Source organism: Rhizobium sp. NLR22b (assembly GCF_019685295.1).
Classification (GTDB): Bacteria; Pseudomonadota; Alphaproteobacteria; order Rhizobiales; family Rhizobiaceae; genus Rhizobium.
This window is the reverse complement of sequence record NZ_JABDWM010000014.1, coordinates 1-15,414: the sequence shown is the minus strand read 5'-3', so window position 1 is coordinate 15,414 and position 15,414 is coordinate 1. Positions and strand designations below refer to the sequence as shown.

Sequence of the window (15,414 nt, the reverse complement as noted above, 5' to 3'; positions counted from 1 at the left end):
ATCAGCCGCTGCGCCACTTGCGAAGCGCGGCAAATGCGCTAGATTTTGCGTCATGATCACAGCAACGCAGATACGCGGCGCGCGCGCCATGATCGGAATGAGCATCGAAGAGCTCGCCGCCGCAAGCGGCCTGCCGGTCGAGATCGTGACGGCTTTGGAAAAGGGCGAGTTTGAGGGTGAGCCGCATGCGTTGTTCGACGTGCGCAGCACTCTCGAAGCGCACGGCATCATCTTCCTGTCGAGCGGCAATCAGGATGAAGGCGGCCCCGGCATCCGGTTGCGGGCACGCACATCAACCGATGACGGCATCCGGCCGGAAAATCTCAATGCCGCCAATGACGACTGACCAGATTGGTCCGTCGCGTCTCGCTGTCTGATCCTTTATCGCGGGAACCACGGGTCAGAGATAGGCCTTGGCAAGGTCAGCGAGTTTGCCGCCGTCTCTCACGCCCTGTCTGTAAAGCTGAATGATAACCGCACCGATCCTCTCGGCTTCCGGCGTCGTTCTGACCAGGCCGCGTTCGTCGCAGACCTTGTCGAGCACTTGGGAAAGCAGATCGAGATCTTCCGAAAAGAGCGGTAAATCATGCGGATGAATTGATGACCGTAACATCACGCCGCACTTCCCTCCGAGGGCAAACGCCTACACGCTTGCATCGCCGGCCGCCCTCCGCAACCGGCAATGAAGTTATTATGCGTGAGGGTCCGAACTTTAGCAACTGCGCAAACTCCTGCGGAATAAAATTTCTTCCGCGCGTCTGGCGCATTTTGCAGCAGGGATCCGAACCGGCTCAGGCGTGTTGCGATTTTTCAGATTCGCCGTTCGGCTTCATCCTGATCTGGCGTTACCGCAACATTCTTCAGCCGTTGCGGCGGCCTCCAGCGGCGATGAACGGCGGATCGATGAAGCCTTCCATGATCACCTTGGCGGTCAGCTCGATCACTCGTTCCTCGGCAAGTTCGGCAAGCGCGAGGGCAACGTCGCCCTCTGGCCAGCCGGCCTTGACCGCCTCGTCCGACAGAGCTTGGAAAGCATCGGCAAGGGCCTGCCTGCAAGTTAGGTTCTGGTTCATATCCGCCATGCGCTCGCACCAGGCCATCACTGAGAGGAACAATCCTAATCTACACATATTCGCAAAAATGCGAAGCACCAAAAGGTTCTCTGGAATTTAAAAGCAGACTATCCAGCGTAAAATTCTGTATATCCTTAACAAAATATACAAATATCAGTCCATATTATTGATGGACCCCCAAAATGGACGAGAATAAATATTTTCCAAGCACTCCCGTTAAGAGAGTACTTCATTGGATAATTTACTTCAAATGGTCAAAATCGAATTCGATACACTGATCATTTACTCTGCCCAATGGCATAGACCCGAAGTCCGGCCGTTTTCAGCATCTTCGCGCCACCCTGTCAATTAGCTTCGGGATATTCCCGGCGCGAGCATGACCCTCAATCGCGTCGTGGTGAAGAGGATATTAAAGCGGTTCGGCCGTTGGGCATCGGAGGATAGCGGCGAATGCCGACCGGCGTGATCACCTTATTACCATAACGGCACCACACTGGCGTCAAAGTCCGCCGTACCATTGCCTCGGCGCGTTCAATTTTTTCAGGAGGTAAAATGTCTATTGAACTGGATGCTACTACCTATGTTCACGCCAAGCCGACGACCGCTCATTCCTATATCCTGCCGGCCGTTGTCGACGTTCTTGAAAATAGTTTCCACGAGGCAAACGAAACGGCGGTCTTTGATCTCGGCTGCGGCACCGGCGGCGCTGCCTCGGTGCTTGTGGAGAAAGGCTACGATGTCCTCGGCGTCGATCCATCGGAGGACGGCATTGCGAAAGCGAAAGCGGTCCATCCCGGTCTTCCGCTGGAAATCGGTTCCGGCTACGACGATCTTTCCAGCCGCTACGGGACCTTCGATGCGGTGATCAGCATAGAGGTCGTGGAGCATGTTTACGACCCGAAGGCTTTCTCGGCGACCATGTACGATCTGGTGAAACCGGGGGGCATCGCGGTCGTATCGACGCCTTTTCACGGTTACTGGAAAAATCTGGCTTTGGCGGTAAGCGGAAAGATGGATGATCATTTCATGCCGCTCAAGGAGCACGGCCACATCAAATTCTGGTCCCCGGGGACGCTCAGCACGCTGCTGCTCGACACAGGTTTCGAAGACGTCGACTTCGAATATGTCGGGAGAATTCCGCTTCTGGCAAAATCGATGATCGCGATCGCGCAGAAACCGCACTGATAACCCGTTCTCTACCGCAGCCAGGCACGCGCTGCACTCACCGTTAACGTGATGTTGTGACTAGGGTCTTCAAGGAGTTAAATGGTCGGGGCGACTGGACTCGAACCAGCGACCCCTTGACCCCCAGTCAAGTGCGCTACCGGGCTGCGCTACGCCCCGACCTGCCGAAACGGCTTGCATCGTTTAGTTTTTCGGCGCGTGCAATGCAAGCAGAAAAAACCTGCATCCGACAAAAAGCAAGCAGTTCGCTTGCAACGGTCAGATCGCGGCGACCTTCAGCCGACCTTCGGCGGTCTGGCGAGGCTGCCACGCCCGATAATTGGCAATCGAAAAATGCGGGGTTTCGAAAAGCGTGGCGTGGGTGTCGGTGATGACGGTGACGTCGGCGCCGGCGGCCTCCCCGGCAAGAATGCCGGCAACGGCATCTTCGAAGACCAGGCAGTTCGCGGGGTCGACCCCGAGGCGGCTTGCACCGAGCAGATAACCCTCGGGGCTCGGCTTGCCCGATTTGACCGTTTCGCCGCTGACTATCACCTTCGGCATCGGGATGCCGGCCGCTGCCATGCGGCGCTCGGCGAGTTCGATCGGCGCCGAGGTGACGATCGCCCATCTGCCGTCGGGGATGGCGTTGAGGAAGCGGACGGCATCGGGGATTTCGACGATGCCGGAGACGTCCTCCATCTCCTCGGCCAGCAGCAGATCCGCCTCGTGCACCGGATCGACATCGGGCAAGCCGAGGCCGCGGATCACGTCGGAGGCACGGATGCCGTGGATCGTTTTCAGGAAAACTTCCGGCTCAAAGCCGTGGCGTCTTGCCCATTCGCTCCAGACGCGCTCGACGACGGTAATGGAATTCAGCAGCGTTCCGTCCATATCGAAGAGGAAGGCGTCATAGGATCTGTCGAGGACGTCGTGGTGACCGGGCACGGGTGTTTCCTTGCGAGCACGAGGCAGTGGGGGCCTCTCCGGCAGGCGAGTAGCCGAGAGCAGCGACGGCGTCAACGTCAGTCGTTGACATCAGGATGCGTGACGTTGCGAACATCGGCCAGACCACGTGCGGCGTCGCGATTGCCGGTCGCAGCGGCGGCTTCGAAGATTCGCATCGCGTCATCGTACATTTTCAGATTGAGATAGCAGTAGCCGCGCAGAACCATCAGATCGATCCGCTCCTGCTGCAGCTGAGCGCGCTGATCGAGATAGATGAGGGTTTCACGGTAACGCCCCGCGTCGAAGGCCGACAAGGCGCGATCAGCGAGGATCGCCACCTGCAGTTCGGCAGCGCGCTGGCGGCTCTGCGGCGCCTTGGTTGCCGCAACGGCAGCATTGCCGGAAAGACCGGCGCGCAGATAGGCGAGGCTCTGACCATAGGCTGCGTCTTCGCGGATCTTGCGGACCGGGCTCTGCAACGCCGTCTCGAACGCCGAGACCGCCTCCATCGGCCGGTTAATATCCATCAGGCACCAGCCGCGCGACAGCGCCTCGCCGGGCCCGAGTCGTGATGCGTCGATGGTCGTCGAGCAGTCCCGCGCCTGGCGCGGACCGCGCTTGACAGTCACCGTCTGCATCGCCGGCCTTGCGGCGCGGATGGCGACTTCCGGTTCCGGCTGCTGCATAGCTTCCGGCTCGGCCGGAAGCGGCGCCATGGAAGCGGCCGAACGCTGCGGCGTCTCTACCGGCTGGTCCGGCTGCTGCGGCGCGAGCGGCGCCTTCGCGGACTGCGTATCGGCGCTCGATACCGACAAGGAAGTGTCCTGAAGATTGGCGATGCGCGCCGACCGGCCGGCCCAGCCGCGCTGGAGGTCGAGGACACCCTTGCGGTCGTTCAGCTGCTCACGCGTGACGGCAAGGCCATAGGCGGACGGTTCGTCATCCGGTTTCCAGGCAAGCGCGGTTTCGAACCAGCGCGCGGCAGTCTGGAACTGGTTGAGAGAACGGGCATACCAGCCGAACTGCTGCGCCGTCGGCACATATTTCCGGGCGATGACCTCGGCTGCGATCCGATGAAGCACGTCCTCGCTGAGATCGGCCGGCGGCTGCAGCGCCATCAGATTGGCGGTAGCGGCAAGATAGGTCGCGGTCGCATCATCGGAAACGGCGCGCCAGCGGAACATCACGTCCTCGGCTTCCTGAGGCGCCTTGCGGGCGATCAGCGCCAGCGCCAACCCCTGCGAGGCGGCCGCCGTATCCTCCCTGTCGCGGGCGGCACGAAACCACTTTTCGGCATCGGCAGGATTGTTGCGGCGAAGCTGGTGCCAGCCGAGCAGCAGCGCATCGGAGGCCAGCCCCTGGCTTTCGGCGAGCTTTTCGAGGTGAGCGATATAATTCGGCGCGATGGCGAGCTTCGGATCGTCATTGCTTTCAGCGACGAAGCGTCGGGCAAGATTATCACGAATTGCATCGAATTCCCTGCTGCCGTCGACAGCTGGCTCTTCCAGCGCCAGCAGCGCCTGCATCGGCTGGTAGTCAAGCAGCGTCGAGGCTTTTTCGACCGTCGCCTGCCGTTCGGCAGCGTCGGTGCAGTTCTTCAGGATATAGGCATAAGCATCCTGCCCGCGCTGCGGCCTCTCCGTCCGGATGAAGGCCTCGGCGACACGCCAGAGCACGTCGACCTCGCTGCAGGTGAGCAGGCTCGGCGTCGCGGCGGCGATATCGACCACGGTCGCATATTGCTTGAGGTCCGAAGCATTGATGAGGCGAGAGCGGGCTTCGGCGACACCAAGCCGCTCGAGCAGATCGGCCGGTGGCTCCCACCCGGCGTCGGCAGCCTGGCGGTCGGCGATCGCTTTGCGCAACTCCGCATAGCGGCCATCGGAATAAAGCTTCCACATAGCCTCGAGCTGCTTGTCGCCGTTTTGCGGCACGGCAAGCGGATCGGCCGGCGGAACCCAGTTTGGATAAAGCGCCTGAAGGCGGGAGATTTCAGCCTGCAGGCGCACTTTGTCGCCGCGGCTGGCAAAATAGCGAAGCGCGCTTTCATCGACGGCAGGCGGCGCGGACGCGGCGGCCCGTTGAGGCGCTGGCGGATTGGAGACGATCGGCGGTGCGACCGGAGTCGGCTCTGCAGCTGTCCGGGGGACGTCGGGTTGTGGTGCTGGCTCACCGCTGCCCGGTGCCGGTGGCGGCGACGAAGTGATCGCTTCGATCTTGTCGGCGACGGTCTCGGCATTGAATTCGGAATTGCCCGCGGGAGCGTCGTCCGGCTTGATGCGACCCATCAGCAGCAGCTCCGGCGCCGGCCTGGCTGCAGAGCCGAGGCCTAAATTTTGCTGCAGGGCGCCACGATCCTTCAGCCCGGTGATGAGGGTCGCCACCACGACTGCCGCTGAAATCGCCACGAGAGAAGATTTCACAGACACTCCGGATGCTTCTCCCCGATATAGGCCAGCCCTAGCAGTTGAAGCGTGGACGGAAAATAGAGTGTGGGTGCGAATTGCAGAGCCGAGACCGGCAGCCTGGTCCCGTCGACTACACAGGCCACAACATCGTTAACAATTCTATAACCCGGGTCCAGCAACACGGTCTTCGGCCGGCCTGTGGTCAGATCGATGGTGGCCGGAACGCCATTCTGCGACATCCCCGTTCGCAGGCGGTTCAACAGCGCCTTATCCGTGATGCCGCCGCGCGCGAGATAGAGCGGGATGCGAAGGGCATTATAGGCAAATTCGGCATCGAAACCCTCTGCCGGTCGCGGTGGGCCACTGAGACTGACCCATTCGGCAGGAAGCTTGCGCGGACCGAACTGCATCGTCTTCAACAGCGCTACGCCATCGTCCGACAGCTCTTTCCAGGCATCGGAGGGAGCAAGCGCCGCCATGACAGGCATTGCCTCGTAAATCCAGTAGGAAGGATTGACGACAGGACCGTCGTCACGATCGGCGGCTCCAAAACCTGCGCTGCCCGGCATCAGCAGGGTCCGGCCCGCCGAGCGGACGACGGCTTCGGCAAGCAGCGCCTGCGCCATGCGAGAGGCGGCGAGGATATAGTCGTTGCGCTTCCATGCGGTGCCGGCAAGCGCCAGAGCATAGGCGATCAATATGTCGCCATCCGAGGCATTATTGGTATCGGTCACGTGCGGCTTGACGTTGGGATCCCATTTCCAGACGGCCAGGCCATCGTCGCGCAACAGCAACTCGGTGCGGGTAAAATACCAGATCTGCTCGAAATCCGCGGGGCTTGCCGAGAGATAAGCGAGCAGCATGCCGTAGCCCTGCCCTTCGCTGTGGCTGATATTGCTGTTGCCGTTATCGATGATCCGGCCGCTCGCATCGAGAAACTTCGCCTTGTAGGCGGACCACGCATCGGCATTGATCATCGCCTGCTGTGCGGCGGCGGACGGGCTTGCGGGGGCGAACGCAGCCGTCGCCGCAAGCAGAAGCACGCACCACCACCTCATTTGGACCGACCCAGCGTTTTTAGCATGCGCGAGGTAGCGACGCCGATCAGCAGCACGAAGACGACGAGCAGCGAAGCATAGGAGAGGATGTTCGTCGACAACCAGTTAGCGGCGATCAAGCGGTAATTGGCGATCGACCAAGGCGTGGACGCGACGAAATCGAAGCGGGTGACGGGCACGGTATCGATCTTGCCCGTCTTGCTCGAATAGGTGGTGATATGCCCGGACATCTGCGGCCAGTTCAGCTGACCGGTCAGCACCTCGAGCCCTTCGCGCAGATCCTTCGCCGAGGGTGCTGCCACCACGGTCCACGAACCCTCTCCCAGGGGGCTGGAGCCCTGCGCAATCATGAGGGTGTCGGCGTTGGACGGCGTGAAGACCTTCTCGGCGACGGGGATGAACTGCAGCGAACTGCGGGTGATATCGAAATTGCGCCCCAGCCATTCACGGAAGGCAGTGATGCGGCTGCGCAAGATACCGCCGCCCACCTTGGAATTCCACTCCTCGAAGGCCGTGCCGGTATCGACGACGCCTGGCTGCGGGTCGGCGACGGGACGCCATGAGGCTTGGCTCGCCGCCGAGATGTTGGCCTGCGTCAGCGCGGTTGCCGGCATCTGCGAAATCGAGCCGATAAAGATGGCGTCCCGATCGCCGATCGTATTCGGCGAAGCCACGGTTTCGACGGCGATCGGATGACCGGCCATTACCGCCATCTGACCAAGGAGCGTAGCGGCGGCCGAAAGCGTATCGGCATCGACGCGATCGATGAACAGCGGCGTCGGCTCCGTCGCCCAGCTGTAGGGATAAGCCGTGCCGGACATGGCGGCCAGGTTCGGACGCTGCCCGACGCGGGCAAAATCCGGAATGTGCACTTCGGAGGTGTCGAACAGGGCAAAACGGGGACTGGCGCCGGCGGTAGCACCGGGAGCGCAAGTTGTATCGTTTTTCGTCATCAGGATCGTCTCGATCCCAATCGTATTGAGGCCGGGTTTGAAGTGGCGCATCGTCACGCGGATCGGCAGATGACGAAGAATGCCGCCGGTGGTCGAGGTAAGCGGTACGGTGGAGGCGATGTTGTCGTTGACGTAGATATCGATATGGCTGCCGGGCAGCACATTGTCGGTATAGGCGGCATCGAGCAGCACCTTCGCCTCGCCATAGGCATTGGCATAGAAGTCGGCCGGCACGGCGACATTGAAACTGGCGCGCAACCGCCGGCCGGAAAATTCCGTGGTCTTCACGCCGAGTTGGGAGAGGGCGATGCTGGTGTCGGAAAAAACCAGCGGCGCATTCGGCGCGCTCCATCGCTCGGTGGTCAGTGCATCGCGGCGGACATCTGCGGACCTGTCCGTTGGCGACACAATGGTATCGATCGCCGAGGAAACCGCTTGCCAGGAGGGACCGCTGATCAGCAGCACGGGCGAACCGCTGCGCGGATCGATCACGAAAGCGGCCAGCGGCGCGCTTTCGGCGCCGGGCGGCAGGCTGGGAAAGAACGGCCGCAGCTCCGCGGCGGTCCCGACGAGGACCCCGAGCTTGCCAGGACCGGCGGCTGCAAGGGAGGCGGTGTTGAAGGCAAATATTTGGTTCGGCATGCTGCTCAGCACCGACAAACCCTGTGCCAGCCGCAACAATGGCTTGGTCGTCCCCGGCTGCTCCAGCGCCGGGACGACGATATCGAACTCTGTCCTGCCGGCGCCATCGACGCCGATGGCGCGGATCGCGTCGGCACTCGAAAGCTCCGCGGCATTCCCGCCGGCAAAGCTCAGAAAGGTTCCGGCCGGATCGATATTCGACCATAATTCATAGGTGGACTGGATGCTGCAATCGGTGCGATGGCGTTGCTCTGCCTGGAAGGTCACGAGATTGGCGCCCGGCTGCAGCAGGCCGGAGGGAACCTCGAAAGTGACGGCGGAAGAGCCGTCCGCCGAGCCGACCCGCTGCTGACCGATCGGACGATTGTTGAGATAGACGGTCAGCGCGGAAGCTTCAGGCGCGACGACGATCGAATTCTGGTAAGCGAAGGTGAAACTTGCCTTGGCGGCCGCCTGCTCGGGCGTCAGATAGACAGACCATGACCGGCGGTCAAATTCGCCGCTGAGGCTGAATTTCGAAAAGGGCACAAGATAACGCCTGCTATCGCGGTGGCGCGGCTGCGAAGCGGCATTCGCCGCCGCGCCAGGCTGAGGCGCCGGCGTCGCCGGCTGCGGCACGGCAGTGATCGGCGCGGGAACGGGCGCGGGCGTTACGGAAATGGGTGGCGTGACAGGTACCGGCGCCGCCGCTGCGGGCGGAGCGGGCGGCGTCAATCTCGGGGCGGTGGACCCACCGGGCGGCCGCTCGCCGGACATATCGAAGGGCGCCGTCTGCGCCTGGGTGACAGCGGGGGCATGCAACAGGAGAAGCGCGGCGGCGACGATCTTTCTCATCCGGCATTGACCTTTGCCGCCCGCTGCTGCGCCTCCCGCTCCGGCCGCATGCTGCGGAAGAGGTAAACCAGGCCGCGGCTGGTCTGATAGAGCGACAGGCCGAGAAACCAGATGGTACCGCGAATGAGGCCCGGATTGCGGCGGCGCGATTCCTGGAACTGGGTCCACTGATCGGAATTGGCAAACATCAGATCGGCGATGAGGCGATGATCAAGCGCGCTTTTCGGCACGTATTGACAGCCGACATTGCTGATATCGCCTGATGGCTCGATGTTGCGGACGATCAGCGGCAGGGTTTCCAGATCTGCGCCGCTATAGGGCCGGAAGCGCATCTCGCCGGGGGCGCCGACGAGCAGCTCATCGAGATGCTTGTTGAAGATATGCAGCCTTGCACCGTGGACGGAGACGTCCTCGATCGAGGCGGCATACCACTTGCCGTTGGCGTAAAACTCGCAGCGCCGGTTGACGCGGACGCGGCGGGACAAAGCGCGCTCGCCGCGTTCCGACACGACACCAAGCGCACAGCCGGCCATGATCAGATTGATGATGTTCCACGCGCCGACGACAAGCGTGACGTCGGCCTTATAGGGCTCGGCATAAATCCTGTAGAAGGTGATGATCAGCGCGATGATCTGCACCGCAAAGATCACGAAGAAGGGACGGCTGATCTCCGACAGGCGGCTGACGGCGATCGATTCGTCCTTGGCGGTAACCTTGAAGGTCGGCTTCCTCGGATTGAGCATCACCGAGACGACGGCCGGCAGCAGATGCACCGTCTGGACATATTCGTAAAGCTCGGAAATCCAGGGCCAGCGGAAGGATCCGTAGAGGTAGTTCTGCATCATCAGATTCACGAGCATATAGGCAAGCGTATAGGCAAGGAATTCACCGCCGGAGGCCGTGAAGATTTCCAGATCGAAGAACAGGTAGAAGAGCGGCGCAAACAGGAAGATCGTGCGCGGGAACGGAAAGAGCCAGAAAAGCGTGGATGACATATAGCACAGGCGCTGCGGGATCGACAGGCCGCGCTTGAAAAGCGGGAAGCGGAAGCGCAGGATCTGCATCATGCCCTGCGCCCAGCGGCTGCGCTGGCCGATGAAGCTTGCAAAGGTGGCCGGTTGCAGCCCGGCGATCAGCGGCTTGTCGACATAGATGCTGTTCCAGCCGCTGCCATGGAGAGCCAGCGCCGTCTCGCAATCCTCGGTAATGCTAATGCCCGAAAAGCCGTTCTGGGATTCGAGCGCCTTGCGGCTCAAAACCGCGGCCGAACCGCAGAAGAAGGCGGCATTCCATTTGTCGAGGCCGCGCTGGATGATGCCGTAGAACATCTCATTCTCGCTCGGCATCTTTTCGAAAGTGCGCAGATTGCGTTCGAGCGGATCGGGATTGATGAAGAAATGCGGGGTCTGGACGAGAAAGAGCTTCGGGTCGTCTTCGAAATAGCCGACGGTCTCGATCAGGAAGTCGCGGGCCGGCGCGTGGTCCGCGTCGAAGACGGCGATGAGTTCGCCGGTCGAATGTTTCATACCATTGTTGAGATTGCCGGCCTTGGCATGCTCGTTGCGGTCGCGCGTGAGATAGGTGACGTCAAGATCCTGGCAGAGCTGCTTCAGCTCGATATGGCGGGCCGCCGCCGCCTGCGCCTCGAGCAACTTGCCGGAATTGCGCTTCTGTAGGGTGCCGCCGTCGTCGAGCAGCCAGACATGCAGCTTGTCGGCCGGATAGTCCATCGCCTTGGCGGCAGCCAGCGTGTTTCCGAGAAGGCCGGCATCCTCGTTATAGGTGGGAACGAAGATATCGACATGCGGCAAGCGACCGGGATTGGCGGCACGCGACGGGCGCGGCGGGAGCGGCGTGGCAACGATGAAAAGGCTGAGCGCCAGCATCGCGACGCTGTACATTTCGGCAAGGTAGAGCAGCAAGCCGGGAATGAAATTCTCAGGCTGATTCAGCGGCGGCAGCGTATTCGTGGTGCGCCAATAGACGTAGCGCAGCACGATCGACGTGCCGAAGGCCAGCGCCACCAGGCGCCATGTCCCCTCGCCCTTCAGAATTTTAATCAGCGCCATCACCGTGACGACCGTGATGCTGGTGATGAGCTGGGTCTGCAGATTAACCGGCAGAGTGATCAGCACGATCATACAGAGCGAAACAACGGCCCATATGAAGACACTGCGGGCTTTGCGCATCGACGTTCCTTCGAAATTGCTCCACCGGGCACCGTTCGGCCGCTGGCATCCTCGTTATCTCCGGCAGACGGCCGTCATGGCCGCGTCGCCTATGCAGTCCGGCGAGGGCACGGTGACGCCGATTGCTCTTGCCGATTGTTCCAGCGGCGCGGCCGGATCCGGCGCTGCGTTCGTCTGTGGGGCCTCGCTCGGCAGCGGCACGTGCGGCCCGATGGGCGCGGGCAAGCGCGCAGCGCCCTGCGCCGGTTGCTGGCTTGGGGCGCTGCGAACCGGAGCTGTCCGCGGCAGGCGGACTACGGCAGGCGCCGGCTCATAGCCGATCGGCATCGGGCTGGCGCGATATCCGCCCTCATCGGGGTAGATCGGTTCACCGGTACGACCGAGCGCCGCGCTGGTGGGCGGCGGGTTACCGTACGGATTCCAGGTCGGACCGTCGAAGGTGCCGGTGATGGTATAGCCGTAGACAACGCCGAGCAGCTGGCGCTCGGTCGCGCGGGCGTCACAGAGGCGCACGCGCAGCTGGATCATGCCGAAATTGCGCGCCTGGGTATTGGCGGCCGCGCTCGAGCGGATCTGCTGCCAGGCATAAATGCAGGTATCGCCGGCGCGGCTGCGGCCGGAGGCATAGCCGAAGGGGCCATAAGTGTTCTGCAGGAAGGTCGCCGATGTCGCCATCGGCACGCCGGGAGCCGAACGGGCTACCTCGCGGGCAATGCCGCTCTCGTTGATCATGCTGAAGCTGGCATTGCCCATCCCGGGATTTCTCCCGGAAGCGCCAAAGAACTCAGCTTTGATAAAATTCTGGCCGGCTACTGAAGAGGAGGTGAACAGCGAGATCGCCTGCTCGACGCCATTGCCGCGCTTGCGCTCGACGACGCTGACAATCGACGGGCCGCCCGGCGGCGGCAGGACCAGCGCCTTTTCAGGCGCCACCGTCTCCGGTCCGGAAAGCTGTCGCACACCGCCTGTCGACGTGCAGCCGGCCATCAGACCCGCCACGGCCAACAGCGATATCGTCTTCCCCAAGCGCATGTCTCGAGCCGCCGTAATGGTCTTTCCAGATATCCGTTCGCAGACCGAAACGCGACGGACCGTCGAATCAACGGCCATCCGACCGCTCGCCTGACATAAATCGCCGACATGGTTAACGAAGAGTAAAGAGCCCGACCCTGATGCCACCAGACGACTCGCGTTGAACGTGATTCGGACGGTTCAACCGTATGGTGCACAAGCCACTTTAGCAACAAACAATCGGCGCGCTGGCCCCTGCCAGGAACATCAAGGCGGTTGCGGAACCATGCCGTATGGCCGGCGTTGCCCTGAGGTCTAGAGTTCAAAAAGGAGAACACCCCATGCGCAAGATCATGCTGGCTACGGCCGCCATGCTGACCATCTGCTCGGCCGCCTTCGCACAGAGCACCGTGGTTGTCACCGATCCGGCACCAACCGGCTCCGTCGTCCTGCCCGGGGAGGTGCGCACCTATGTCATGGAGCAAAACACACCATCCGTCGTCTATGACGGCGAAATCACCGTTGGCGCGACGCTGCCGGATACCGTTGAAGTCCATACCGTGCCCAATGCCGATGGCTATGCCTATACGGTCGTCAACGAGCGGCGCGTGATCGTCGAGCCGAAGACGCATCGCGTGATCCAGATTCTCGAGTAGGGGATTGGGGGCTGGAGACGCGCAGTCCTGCACGACTTCACGTCCCCTCATCTCCCGCGTTGACTGGCACGTTCAAGAGTTCACGGATCTTGTGGGCGAGTTGCTCCAGGCTGAATGGCTTGGCGAGCAGCGAAACGCCATGGTCGAGCACGCCATTGTGGACAATGGCATTGCGCGTGTAACCGGTGGTGTAAAGGACCCGGATCGCCGGCCATTTTTCTTGAACGGCATCAGCAAGCTGACGTCCGCTCATCTGCGGCATAACGATATCGGTGAAGATCAGGTCGACGCCGGGATTCTCCTCCAAAAGGAGAAGCGCCTCCACGCCACTTGCCGCCTGCAACACGCTGTAGCCGAGTTCGTGGAGGCTTTCGGCGGTCATGGTGCGGACATGCTCGTCGTCCTCCACTACCAGGATAGTATCGTTGACACTTCCCTGGGGAATCGGCTGGGCGCCGGCGGCGGCCAGGCGGGCATCCGCCTTGCCGACATGACGCGGCAAATAAATCTTCACCGTCGTTCCCCGGTCGATCTCCGAATAGATCTTGATGTGGCCGCCGCTCTGTTTGATGTAGCCGTAGACTTGGCTCAGCCCGAGACCGGTTCCCTTGCCGGGTCCTTTGGTGGTGTAAAACGGCTCGAAGGCGCGGTCGATTACATCGGGCGACATGCCGGTGCCAGTGTCGGTGATGCTGATCATCACATATTGGCCCGCCTCGACCTCCGAATGCATACGCGAATATCGCTCGTCAAGTTCGGTATTGGCGGTCTCGATCGTCAGATGACCGCCGCCGGGCATGGCGTCGCGCGCATTGACGGAAAGGTTCAGCATGGCGTTTTCGAGTTGGCTGAGATCGGCGAAGGTCGGCCAGAGGCCACCGGCAAGCACGGTCTCGATCCGGATATGTTCGCCGAGCGTGCGCCGCAGCAACTCCGACATGCCGCCGACCAGCTTGTTGACATCAATCACCTCGGGGGCCAGCGGCTGCTGGCGAGAGAAGGCCAGAAGCCGTGCGGTCAATACCGCGGCCCGCTGGGCTCCGTCTCTGGCATTCTGAAGGGAGTTCAGCAGGCGGGGATCCTCATGTCCGGTCATCCGCCGCTGGGCGAGATCGAGATTGCCGATGATGATCGCCAGCATATTGTTGAAATCATGGGCGACGCCGCCAGTGAGCTGACCGATCGTCTCCATCTTCTGCAATTGTCGCACCTGCGCCTGGGCGGCGGCATTCTCTTCCATCTCATGCCTGAGTTCGGCAGTGCGCTGCACCACCGTTTCTTCAAGGCGCGCGTTGAAGCTGTTGAGTTCGCTACGGAGGCGACTTTGCCTGCCATGGGCGACAATAATCGTCTCCATCAGGCCAATGATGATCACCGCATTGATGAGAAAGGTCGCAAGTCCGATCCATTGGCCGGCGCTCACCGGCCAGAAGGCATCGTCCGGTTCGACGAAAAACTGCTGGACGAGGAAACCGGCGAGCATGGCCGCCACGAGGCCCGGCCCGGCGCCGCCCATGAAACTTGCGAGCAAGACCGCCGGAAGGAAGCTCAGGAAGGGAAACCCGGAGAGATAATCACTGGCGGCAAGTCTCAGAAGAAAGGTCAGGCCGACGAAGGCAACGGCCAGCGGATAGGTATAGCCCGGCCTGTGACGCAGCCAATCCGTGGCACTCAACAAATCCATTCCACACCCCTTCCCGGCCGTCGCGAAAACGACATCCCAGCTTTTGCACATCGAATTTCGCCGGGCAATATGCTGTTTCCAAAGCGCGGCGCGATCCTCCAGATTCGCTTGCCGCGCCTTAGACTTTTATGTTTACACATATCGGCGTTTCAAAACCGCTGCAGTGTTTTGTGTGACAAGTTTTACCACCGCCGCGCGTGGCGTCTTGACGAGCTTCGCAAGCGGTCCACATAAATCTTCATGCCCGGCAGGGGAATGGGTGGACGGGATCATGAAAGACATATTCATCGTCGAGGACGATGCGCTGATCGCCATGTTGCTCGAGGACATGCTCAGCGATCTCGGCTATCGGGTTTGTGCGAGCGCACCGGATCTGGAACGGGCGCTCGCAACCGCCAGGGATGCAGAATTCGACGCTGCAATTCTCGACGTCTCCCTCGCCGGCCGGAGCTCGCTGCCGGTCGCAAAGCTTCTCGATGAACGTGGCAAGCCCTATCTCTATGCAACGGGGTATGGCAGCGCCCCGGAAGGCAGCAGCCCCAGCGCGCTCCCGGTGCTGCGAAAGCCGTTCCAGCTCAGCGAGCTCGAACAGGCGATGAGGCAGCTTTGCGAAAGCTAGAGTATCCGTTTTGATCAGGCGGCTTTTGGTGTCCATTTTTGGTTTTTCCGCAGGAGTGCGTTTGCCAGCAGGATGATCTTTCGCATGATGGCTGTGATGGCGACCTTCGGCGGCTTGCCGGCTTTGATGAGGAGGTCGTATTTGGCGCTGAGTTCCGGGTTGAAGCGGCATGCAA

Annotated in this window: 13 protein-coding genes and 1 tRNA gene; 4 read left to right on the top strand and 10 right to left on the bottom strand. The window is 61.4% G+C overall.

The annotated features are described in order from the left end of the window. Positions 1–52: 52 nt before the first annotated feature. The gene (locus tag HJC00_RS21635; RefSeq protein ID WP_097598408.1) at positions 53–346 is read left to right on the top strand and encodes a RodZ family helix-turn-helix domain-containing protein; all 294 of its coding nucleotides are present in this window, start codon (positions 53–55) and stop codon (positions 344–346) included. Between the two features lie 54 nt (positions 347–400). On the opposite strand, the gene HJC00_RS21630 is transcribed toward HJC00_RS21635, so the two are convergent. Together HJC00_RS21630 and HJC00_RS21625 are read right to left on the bottom strand one after the other, a co-directional pair. Next, a complete protein-coding gene (locus HJC00_RS21630) occupies positions 401–613 on the bottom strand; it encodes a hypothetical protein (RefSeq protein WP_210628336.1) in 213 nt (70 codons plus the stop codon). Between the two features lie 247 nt (positions 614–860). Beyond that, positions 861–1,082 carry a hypothetical protein gene (locus HJC00_RS21625; protein ID WP_064806073.1) on the bottom strand — a complete coding sequence of 74 codons (222 nt, stop codon included), beginning with the start codon at positions 1,080–1,082 and terminating at the stop codon, positions 861–863. Between the two features lie 543 nt (positions 1,083–1,625). On the opposite strand from HJC00_RS21625, the gene HJC00_RS21620 reads away from it, so the two are divergent. Further along, positions 1,626–2,258: a bifunctional 2-polyprenyl-6-hydroxyphenol methylase/3-demethylubiquinol 3-O-methyltransferase UbiG gene (locus HJC00_RS21620; RefSeq protein WP_221164582.1), complete on the top strand. Its 633-nt coding sequence runs from the start codon at positions 1,626–1,628 to the stop codon at positions 2,256–2,258. An 82-nt stretch (positions 2,259–2,340) separates the two neighbouring features. Here the strand turns inward: HJC00_RS21620 and HJC00_RS21615 are convergent. The 7 genes from HJC00_RS21615 to bcsN form a co-directional block, all read right to left on the bottom strand. Beyond that, positions 2,341–2,417: transfer RNA gene (locus HJC00_RS21615), tRNA-Pro, on the bottom strand. Between the two features lie 99 nt (positions 2,418–2,516). Beyond that, positions 2,517–3,185: an HAD family hydrolase gene (locus tag HJC00_RS21610; RefSeq protein ID WP_210628338.1), complete on the bottom strand. Its 669-nt coding sequence runs from the start codon at positions 3,183–3,185 to the stop codon at positions 2,517–2,519. Positions 3,186–3,262: 77 nt separating this feature from the next. Further along, positions 3,263–5,608, bottom strand: a complete 2,346-nt coding sequence (locus HJC00_RS21605; protein WP_210628339.1) for a cellulose synthase — start codon at positions 5,606–5,608, stop codon at positions 3,263–3,265. Further along, on the bottom strand, positions 5,605–6,651 hold the full coding sequence (locus tag HJC00_RS21600) for a glycosyl hydrolase family 8 (RefSeq protein WP_221164581.1): 1,047 nt from the start codon (positions 6,649–6,651) through the stop codon (positions 5,605–5,607). Before HJC00_RS21600 ends, HJC00_RS21605 begins: the two co-directional genes overlap by 4 nt. Then, positions 6,648–9,080: a cellulose biosynthesis cyclic di-GMP-binding regulatory protein BcsB gene (locus tag HJC00_RS21595; RefSeq protein ID WP_210628341.1), complete on the bottom strand. Its 2,433-nt coding sequence runs from the start codon at positions 9,078–9,080 to the stop codon at positions 6,648–6,650. The genes HJC00_RS21600 and HJC00_RS21595 overlap by 4 nt, the downstream gene beginning before the upstream one ends. Then, positions 9,077–11,269, bottom strand: coding sequence for a UDP-forming cellulose synthase catalytic subunit (bcsA, locus tag HJC00_RS21590; protein ID WP_210628342.1), 2,193 nt, complete (start codon positions 11,267–11,269; stop codon positions 9,077–9,079). Before bcsA ends, HJC00_RS21595 begins: the two co-directional genes overlap by 4 nt. A gap of 54 nt (positions 11,270–11,323) precedes the next feature. Beyond that, complete coding sequence (bcsN, locus tag HJC00_RS21585; protein ID WP_221147493.1) at positions 11,324–12,301, bottom strand: cellulose biosynthesis protein BcsN; 978 nt, start codon at positions 12,299–12,301, stop codon at positions 11,324–11,326. A 320-nt stretch (positions 12,302–12,621) separates the two neighbouring features. On the opposite strand from bcsN, the gene HJC00_RS21580 reads away from it, so the two are divergent. Next, complete coding sequence (locus HJC00_RS21580) at positions 12,622–12,936, top strand: DUF1236 domain-containing protein (RefSeq protein ID WP_210628343.1); 315 nt, start codon at positions 12,622–12,624, stop codon at positions 12,934–12,936. Between the two features lie 37 nt (positions 12,937–12,973). Here HJC00_RS21580 and HJC00_RS21575 read toward each other — a convergent pair whose 3' ends face one another. Further along, the gene (locus HJC00_RS21575; protein WP_210628344.1) at positions 12,974–14,620 is read right to left on the bottom strand and encodes an ATP-binding protein; all 1,647 of its coding nucleotides are present in this window, start codon (positions 14,618–14,620) and stop codon (positions 12,974–12,976) included. Between the two features lie 271 nt (positions 14,621–14,891). Here HJC00_RS21575 and HJC00_RS21570 point away from each other — a divergent pair, with 271 nt between their 5' ends. Further along, positions 14,892–15,239, top strand: a complete 348-nt coding sequence (locus HJC00_RS21570) for a response regulator (protein WP_210628345.1) — start codon at positions 14,892–14,894, stop codon at positions 15,237–15,239. The last annotated feature ends 175 nt before the right edge of the window (positions 15,240–15,414 follow it).

What these genes read in the sequence shown, in the direction of transcription:
- HJC00_RS21620 (WP_221164582.1), top strand. Translation starts at nt 1,626, where the DNA reads ATGTCTATTGAACTGGATGCTACTACCTATGTTCACGCCAAGCCGACG.
- HJC00_RS21600 (WP_221164581.1), bottom strand. Translation starts at nt 6,651, where the DNA reads ATGAGGTGGTGGTGCGTGCTTCTGCTTGCGGCGACGGCTGCGTTCGCC.
- HJC00_RS21630 (WP_210628336.1), bottom strand. Translation starts at nt 613, where the DNA reads ATGTTACGGTCATCAATTCATCCGCATGATTTACCGCTCTTTTCGGAA.
- HJC00_RS21625 (WP_064806073.1), bottom strand. Translation starts at nt 1,082, where the DNA reads ATGGCGGATATGAACCAGAACCTAACTTGCAGGCAGGCCCTTGCCGAT.
- bcsA (WP_210628342.1), bottom strand. Translation starts at nt 11,269, where the DNA reads ATGCGCAAAGCCCGCAGTGTCTTCATATGGGCCGTTGTTTCGCTCTGT.
- HJC00_RS21635 (WP_097598408.1), top strand. Translation starts at nt 53, where the DNA reads ATGATCACAGCAACGCAGATACGCGGCGCGCGCGCCATGATCGGAATG.
- HJC00_RS21575 (WP_210628344.1), bottom strand. Translation starts at nt 14,620, where the DNA reads ATGGATTTGTTGAGTGCCACGGATTGGCTGCGTCACAGGCCGGGCTAT.
- bcsN (WP_221147493.1), bottom strand. Translation starts at nt 12,301, where the DNA reads ATGCGCTTGGGGAAGACGATATCGCTGTTGGCCGTGGCGGGTCTGATG.
- HJC00_RS21570 (WP_210628345.1), top strand. Translation starts at nt 14,892, where the DNA reads ATGAAAGACATATTCATCGTCGAGGACGATGCGCTGATCGCCATGTTG.
- HJC00_RS21580 (WP_210628343.1), top strand. Translation starts at nt 12,622, where the DNA reads ATGCGCAAGATCATGCTGGCTACGGCCGCCATGCTGACCATCTGCTCG.
- HJC00_RS21595 (WP_210628341.1), bottom strand. Translation starts at nt 9,080, where the DNA reads ATGAGAAAGATCGTCGCCGCCGCGCTTCTCCTGTTGCATGCCCCCGCT.